5 protein-coding genes and 2 other annotated features are annotated in these 7,221 nt (G+C 65.0%); of the genes, 1 reads left to right on the forward strand and 4 read right to left on the reverse strand.

The genetic code is table 11. The annotated features are described in order from the left end of the window. Positions 1 to 27: 27 nt before the first annotated feature. From V1260_RS15785 to V1260_RS15800, 4 genes are all read right to left on the reverse strand, one after another. A protein-coding gene (locus V1260_RS15785) for an IS3 family transposase (RefSeq protein WP_329745484.1) occupies positions 28 to 1,250 on the reverse strand; the annotation gives its coding sequence in 2 pieces (ribosomal slippage) (positions 28 to 971 and positions 971 to 1,250; 1,224 coding nt in all). Beyond that, positions 879 to 981, reverse strand: a sequence feature (AL1L pseudoknot). (Overlaps the previous gene by 103 nt.) A 45-nt stretch (positions 1,251 to 1,295) precedes the next feature. Next, positions 1,296 to 1,427 (reverse strand): DUF262 domain-containing protein, encoded by a 132-nt coding sequence (locus tag V1260_RS15790; protein WP_329747771.1) that lies wholly within the window; start codon positions 1,425 to 1,427, stop codon positions 1,296 to 1,298. A gap of 9 nt (positions 1,428 to 1,436) precedes the next feature. After that, positions 1,437 to 3,500, reverse strand: a complete 2,064-nt coding sequence (locus tag V1260_RS15795; RefSeq protein WP_329747772.1) for a DUF262 domain-containing protein — start codon at positions 3,498 to 3,500, stop codon at positions 1,437 to 1,439. A gap of 1 nt (position 3,501) precedes the next feature. Then, a complete protein-coding gene (locus V1260_RS15800) occupies positions 3,502 to 4,842 on the reverse strand; it encodes a DUF262 domain-containing protein (protein WP_329747773.1) in 1,341 nt (446 codons plus the stop codon). Between the two features lie 1,129 nt (positions 4,843 to 5,971). On the opposite strand from V1260_RS15800, the gene V1260_RS15805 reads away from it, so the two are divergent. Further along, positions 5,972 to 7,194, forward strand: a protein-coding gene (locus tag V1260_RS15805) for an IS3 family transposase (RefSeq protein ID WP_329745484.1) whose coding sequence is annotated in 2 segments (ribosomal slippage) — positions 5,972 to 6,251 and positions 6,251 to 7,194 — 1,224 coding nt in all. Because the reading frame shifts where the segments join, the coding sequence is not laid out codon by codon here. Beyond that, positions 6,241 to 6,343, forward strand: a sequence feature (AL1L pseudoknot). It overlaps the preceding gene by 103 nt. Positions 7,195 to 7,221: the final 27 nt, after the last annotated feature.

A 7,221-nucleotide genomic window follows, 5' to 3' on the forward strand; every position in this document is an offset into this window, starting at 1 on the left:
TGAAGCGCCCTGGGTTTCGTTCCGTGGTTAGACAGTCGCGGGCGCGGTCGTCGTGGGGCGAGTGTAGGTCGCTTCGACCTCGGCCGGGGTGCGGTAGCCGAGAGCTTCGTGGATCCGGCGTGTGTTCCACCAGTGGACCCAGGCCATCGTCGCGATCTCTACGTCCGAGACTGAGCCCCAGGTGCACCTTGAGTAGATGAGCTCGGTCTTGTAGAGGCCATTCACGGTCTCGGCCAGCGCATTATCGTAGCTATCTCCCACGGTTCCGACAGACGCCTTCACACCAGCAGTCGTGAGAGCGTCGGAGTAGGCGAGAGAAACATATTGAACGCCACGGTCCGAGTGATGAATGAGTCCATCCCGCGCCCGATGAGCACCGGTGGAGATCAGCGCTTGCTCCAACGCGAGGAGCGGAAGCGATTCCGTATGCAGTCTGGATGCGACAGCCCAGCCCACGATTCTGCGCGTGCACGCGTCGGTGATGAACGCGGTGTAACAGAATCCCGTCGGAAGACGAACATAGGTGATGTCCGCGACCCACAACTGGTGCGGGCGCTTGGCCGCGAACTTCCGCTCCACGAGGTCCGGGCGATGGTCCGGCTCCCGCGACGGGCAGGTCGTGAGGGGCTTCCTGCCTCGTCGAACACCGTGCACTCCGGCGAGGTGCATGAGTCGGGCGACCTGGTCTCGGCCCACGTCCCAGCCGGCTCGGCGCATGGCATGCCACATCTTCCGGACCCCGTAGACACCGTAATTCTCCTGATGGATCCTTGTGATCTCGGTGAGCAGGGTGGCGTCTCTGAGATCGCGGGCTGAGGCGGGACGCGTTTTCGCTGCGCGGTAGCCGCGGGACGTGATGAACCCACATTCTGTCGCACCGAGGATGCGGCAGATGGCCTCGACCCCGAACTTCTCGCGATGCATGTCGATGAACGCGATCATTTCGTCGTGGGGCGGTCGAGTTCCGCTGCGAAAAACGCTGAGGCGGCCTTCAGGATCTCGTTCGCACGTCGCGCCTCGGCGAGCTCCCGCCGAAGCCGGCGGTTCTCCTCCTCGAGCGGCTCTCCAGAGCCGGCCGGCTCGGTGGGTCCGTAGCGGTTGCACCAGATCCGCAGCGTCTCCACGCCAACGCCGAGCTGTGGTGCGACGGCACGGATCGATGCTGCACGGGGGCCGCCCTCGCGGGCTTGGCGGTCGTAAACCATGCGCACGGCACGGTCACGCAGCTCTGGACTGAACTTCTTGGGCATGCTCCGATTCTCCTTGCTGAGACTCGGAACGGAACCCAGGGCGCTTCAGACGACGTCCTCCCACAGGGGTGCCCACTGCCGTTCCTCAGTCCAGACGTAGGGCCGCTGGAAGAGTGGGATCTCCAATGTCTGGGTCAGCTGGAAGAGCTGGCCGGGGGTCTGGACGCGTGTTTCCATGGCCTGACCTTATGCTTCTCCGGCGCCAGATGGGTCGAGATCAGCTGGGCCGTTCGTGCTCCGACTGTCGAGCGCCCTTCTCAGCAGGCCCACCATCGCCTCGTGATGCGCCCTTACATCCTCGTCATTCCAACTCCCCGTCTCCGCTCGGCGTGCCATCAGCTCGAGTTTCAGGCTCTGCCGGCGCGCGGCATGGTTATTGGCCTTCTGGGCGGGAAGGTAGTTGCTGAACTTGGAGTTCGTGCTCACCGTGACCAGGGCCAGGTTCCCGAACCAGTGCAGCAGGCTCCGGTCCGCGAGCCGATACGCCTCGGAGATGTGCTCGGCATCCTCTGTGCCGGGGGAGAAGTGCTCCACTGAGGTGCGATAGCTGAACGTGAAGTCCCACTGGTTCATCTCTTCGACCAGCAGATAGTCGAGGTATGTGTAGACGATGCGCGGGATGGCGAAGCCGAGAGGCAGATCGTCCGGCCCCACCTCCTCCTTGTCGGGGTCGGGGTGCAAAGCGTCGTGCAGGCGCTCAAGGGCGTGACCGTTGAGGCGATCGAGGAACGCCCGGGCCGTGACCTGTTCGCCGCGATCGGCGCACTCGGTGACGAAGCGCAGCGCGTCGGTCATCCAGTGCATCGTGCGCGGCGAGGTGTAGGTGATGCGCAGCGCCGACTGCAACAGCAGGATCCGGCGCTGGAGGCTGCCCGGCCCGGTGCCGGACTCGTCGGCCCCGAACGCCGCGGGGTATCGCGGGGTGTCCTGCACCGTGCGGCCACGGCGCGATGACCCTCTTCCCAGCCGGTTTAGCGACCAGCTGCCGGGCTCCTCGTCCGTCGTGGACTCATGGCCGGTGGTCAACGTCGCGTCGCGCTTGAGGATGTACTGGTCGAAGAGGTACCGGATTCGCAGCAGGTCGACCGTGAAGGTGCGCACCCAGGCGGCGCGGTCGGAGGCAGGGACGTCGCTGAGCCGCGTCGAGAACCGTTGCACGAGCAGCTTATCGTCGAGTTGTCGATCGTCGCGCGTCGTGTGCTCGGCCGGTCCGCGCACGGCGAGCACGTGCAGGAGCAGGGTCGGGAAGGTGATCTGCGAGGTGAAGCGATCTCCGCCCTCGGCGTCGGCGGACTCCGCATCCACCTCGGCGCTCGCGTAGGTCGCGAGCGCCTCGTCGAAGGTCATCGCCGTGGAGCTCGGTGCAACGCTCGCGCTCTCGCCCAAGAGTTTCTCGATCGAGGGACGTTCGACGAGCTGTTCCCGCAGCCGGAAGAAGTCAGCGGTGGGGACCGTGTCCCACTCCGGTCCGAAGACCTCTCCCCGCAACGTGGTGTCACCGGCCGTGGCGGTCATGCCGACGTAGTGCTCCATGTCCGCGCACGCGGTCCAGACGCGGTTCAGCAGAGCCCGATCCAAGGGGTCGGTGAGATGGCGCAGCAGGCGCGCCTTGACGATGTCCACGGGGCTGAGCTGGGCGCCGCGCGTATTCATGATCTCGAAGTAGCGGTTCAGGTCGGTGGTGCGATCGATCGGCATACGGATGAGCAGCACTCGCTCGAGCAGGTAGTCGATCACGCGCGGGGCGAGGAATCTCTCGGCGGTGGCGCCGCTGTCGAGCAGCTGATCGATGATCTGGGCGGCGCGCAGGATTCCGGAGTCCTCGCGGTCCCGATCGTCATCGGGCAGGTTGCGGGTCGTATCGGCGACATCGCGCAGAGCCCGGGTCGCTTTCTCCCTCGCCTCATAGGTGAGCGGCTGGAGCTCGCCGATGCGGTCTCGGATATGCGGCGTGGCCCGAAGCTTCGTCAGCAGGAGATAGAGGGTGGTCAGGCGCTGCTGGCCATCGATCACGTCGAAGGGCTCATCGGGGCGGTGTGGGGGTGCGACTACGAGATTCCCGAGGAAGTAGTCCTTGAGGTCGTCCTGCTCGGCTTCATCGAGCACATCGAAGACGAGGCGATGGATCTGCTCCTCTCCCCAGGTGTAGTTGCGCTGGTAGAGCGGGATCGAATACGTCGGTGCGTGCTGGTCGAAGAGTCGGCCGACGGGAATGGCCTGGACGTTCTCCGGTGCGAGTGTCTGGGTCATCTCAGCCGATCTCCTTCAGGAGGGTGAGGAGGGTTGCGTCCTCGGGGTTGCTGGTGCGTGCGGACTGCGGTGCGGTCACGTTCTCGAGCGGCACGTCGCGGGGATCGAGGCTGTCGCGGATGGTCGAGAAGAGATTCAGCCCGCTCAGCCCGTCGACGTCGTCGCTGAGCCCGCGCGCGTAGTTGTCGGTGCTGCGCCAACCGAGGCGCTCGTAGGCCAGGCGTGGGGCATAGGCCCAGCGGAACAGGCGACGGCGCGCGTGGGCGAGGTCCGCTTCGGAGTACTTGTTCGTGTAGTAGAGCGCCGCGGCGACGTACAGCTCCCGGCAGTAGCGGAAGCGGGCGCCATCGCGGAATGCGGAGAGATCAGGGTGGGAGACGCCGGGACTGGCAGCGGGGGAGAAGAGCTCCTCGTCCAGGCGTTGCGATTCCTCGAGCATGAACGCGGCGAAGTCGAAGAACGACCGCCCTGCCGCGACTGGTGCGTCGAGCTGGTGCTGCGCCCGCTTGAGGTCCCGCGTCGCCGTGGCATCCGCTGTGGGATGCGCCCATTCCTGTAAACCGGGGAGCACAGCTTTGGCCGCCCGGTGGTATTCGGCTCCCGGCAGACGCCGTGTTGCGCGGCCGACGCCCTTGAACAGGTCCAGATCACCGGTGCCGAAGGCGTGGGCCGGCAGGTTGCGGCTCCACCAGTGGATCCTGGCCAGATACGTGCCGAACAAGCGATCCAGATCGTTCTCGTCGGCCTTCTCCCACTGTTCCACCACGGCGCGCTGCTCCGAGGTGCTGGCCTCGGCCATCTCGCGCAGATGGAAGGCCTTGAGGAGGTCATGCGGGCGAAGTGCCTTGCCGCGGAAGTTCTGCGAGTCGAAGAACTGGAAGGCCTCATCCTCGTCATCGGTGACGATGCGCAGCACCTGGGCCCGGGTATCCAGGAAGTCGCGATAGCGGGCGGAGCGGAGGTCGTCACGCTCGAGGTCGGCAACCCGTCGGGACAGCTCCTGATGGACCAGTTGGAGGGGCGTGCTTCCGGTGGCCAGGTGCGGAAGCTTCTCCCCGCGGAGAAGGGAGCGTAATAGGTGGAGGGTGAGTAAGCGCTGCTGGCCGTCGACCACCTCGAAATGGCTCTCCTCGGGACGCTTCAGGAGGATGACCGTGCCCATGATGTACGGGTGCTCGGGCCGGTCGTTCAGGGCGTCCTCGATGTCGGTGAACAGCTGCGCTGCGATGCGCGGAGTCCACGAGTACGGCCGCTGGAAGTCGGGGATCCGGAGCGCGGGGGCATGGGGGCCGAGGAGCTCGTCGACGGAGACGAATTCCAGCAGTGCGGTGTTGATCGCCATGGAATCGACCGTAGGCGATGAGGAGGACAGGCGAGGTCGTTTTCCGTCATCGGTGGCAGTATCAGGGTGGTACCACATCGCCCCGAAGCTCCTCCAGAAGTCGGTGGTGGTGTCAATGCTCGCCACCTGTTGCCGGTCTTCTGCTCTGCGAACGAGGTGGCTCCGCCGCAGTGGTCAATGAGGGTGATCAGGTCATGAGCAGTATCGACCGCGGGAGAGCCGCCTTGCGCCAAGCGGAGATCCGAATACCTCGCGACGAGTCTCTTCACTCCGTGTAGTGATTGCCGGTCGAGTAGACGGAGTCACGGAGCGCGCTGGCGAGCCCAGGATATCCGCGGGGTGTGAACCAGCGATCATGAGTGTCTCCGATATCTAGGGAGATTCTTGAGACCAGCTTCTCGACGTCGTAATCCATGAGTTCGTCTCCTTCCCTGATGCTTCGATCGGGGAGAGTGATGGCCGTTCAGGTGAGTGGGGGCGTGAGGGAGTCTCCAGGAGTTGGGATACCCCGGCGACGAACAAGGGGCCACCGCTCTACACCACTATGCGGGGCTCAACGTCGAAAACATGTCGATGACAGGCTGTGGGCATCAGGGTGGCGTGCAACCTCGGCGCCGGGAACCCCCTGCGCTGGACACGTCTGGGAGTCTCAGATGTCAGCGGCTTCTAGTAGCTTTCGCACTATGTCGGAGGCAGCGTCGAGGGCTCGGTTCCCGAGTTCTGGCGCGACGTGAGGAGCTGCGTGGGTACTTATCGACGCCGGGGGGGCATTGGCGCCGCGGGACGAACGGAAGCTTGCATTGGGTCTCCACCCACTCTGTGACGAGGGACCGCAGGGGCAGGTACCCCACTTCCCAGTTGGACGGGCGCCGGGCCCTGGCCCCCTGCAACGACGCGAGCGCCGCGAAGAGACTGTCGAAGCTCCGAAATCGTCCCATCTCCACGCCGCCGGTACGGTGGAAGCACCCGCTCGATGAGCCGAACTCTCGCTGCCCGGTCAAGTCCCAGGAATTGGTGCCCTCGGCCCATTGCGCGGAACACCGCTACCGGTCCCTACGTTGTCGACAATCCCTATTCGCAGTGAAGCGCCCTGGGTTCCGTTCCGAGTCTCAGCAAGGAGAATCGGAGCATGCCCAAGAAGTTCAGTCCAGAGCTGCGTGACCGTGCCGTGCGCATGGTTTACGACCGCCAAGCCCGCGAGGGCGGCCCCCGTGCAGCATCGATCCGTGCCGTCGCACCACAGCTCGGCGTTGGCGTGGAGACGCTGCGGATCTGGTGCAACCGCTACGGACCCACCGAGCCGGCCGGCTCTGGAGAGCCGCTCGAGGAGGAGAACCGCCGGCTTCGGCGGGAGCTCGCCGAGGCGCGACGTGCGAACGAGATCCTGAAGGCCGCCTCAGCGTTTTTCGCAGCGGAACTCGACCGCCCCACGACGAAATGATCGCGTTCATCGACATGCATCGCGAGAAGTTCGGGGTCGAGGCCATCTGCCGCATCCTCGGTGCGACAGAATGTGGGTTCATCACGTCCCGCGGCTACCGCGCAGCGAAAACGCGTCCCGCCTCAGCCCGCGATCTCAGAGACGCCACCCTGCTCACCGAGATCACAAGGATCCATCAGGAGAATTACGGTGTCTACGGGGTCCGGAAGATGTGGCATGCCATGCGCCGAGCCGGCTGGGACGTGGGCCGAGACCAGGTCGCCCGACTCATGCACCTCGCCGGAGTGCACGGTGTTCGACGAGGCAGGAAGCCCCTCACGACCTGCCCGTCGCGGGAGCCGGACCATCGCCCGGACCTCGTGGAGCGGAAGTTCGCGGCCAAGCGCCCGCACCAGTTGTGGGTCGCGGACATCACCTATGTTCGTCTTCCGACGGGATTCTGTTACACCGCGTTCATCACCGACGCGTGCACGCGCAGAATCGTGGGCTGGGCTGTCGCATCCAGACTGCATACGGAATCGCTTCCGCTCCTCGCGTTGGAGCAAGCGCTGATCTCCACCGGTGCTCATCGGGCGCGGGATGGACTCATTCATCACTCGGACCGTGGCGTTCAATATGTTTCTCTCGCCTACTCCGACGCTCTCACGACTGCTGGTGTGAAGGCGTCTGTCGGAACCGTGGGAGATAGCTACGATAATGCGCTGGCCGAGACCGTGAATGGCCTCTACAAGACCGAGCTCATCTACTCAAGGTGCACCTGGGGCTCAGTCTCGGACGTAGAGATCGCGACGATGGCCTGGGTCCACTGGTGGAACACACGCCGGATCCACGAAGCTCTCGGCTACCGCACCCCGGCCGAGGTCGAAGCGACCTACACTCGCCCCACGACGACCGCGCCCGCGACTGTCTAACCACGGAACGAAACCCAGGGCGCTTCA

Source organism: Brachybacterium sp. J144 (assembly GCF_036321705.1).
In the GTDB taxonomy this organism is placed as follows: Bacteria; Actinomycetota; Actinomycetes; order Actinomycetales; family Dermabacteraceae; genus Brachybacterium.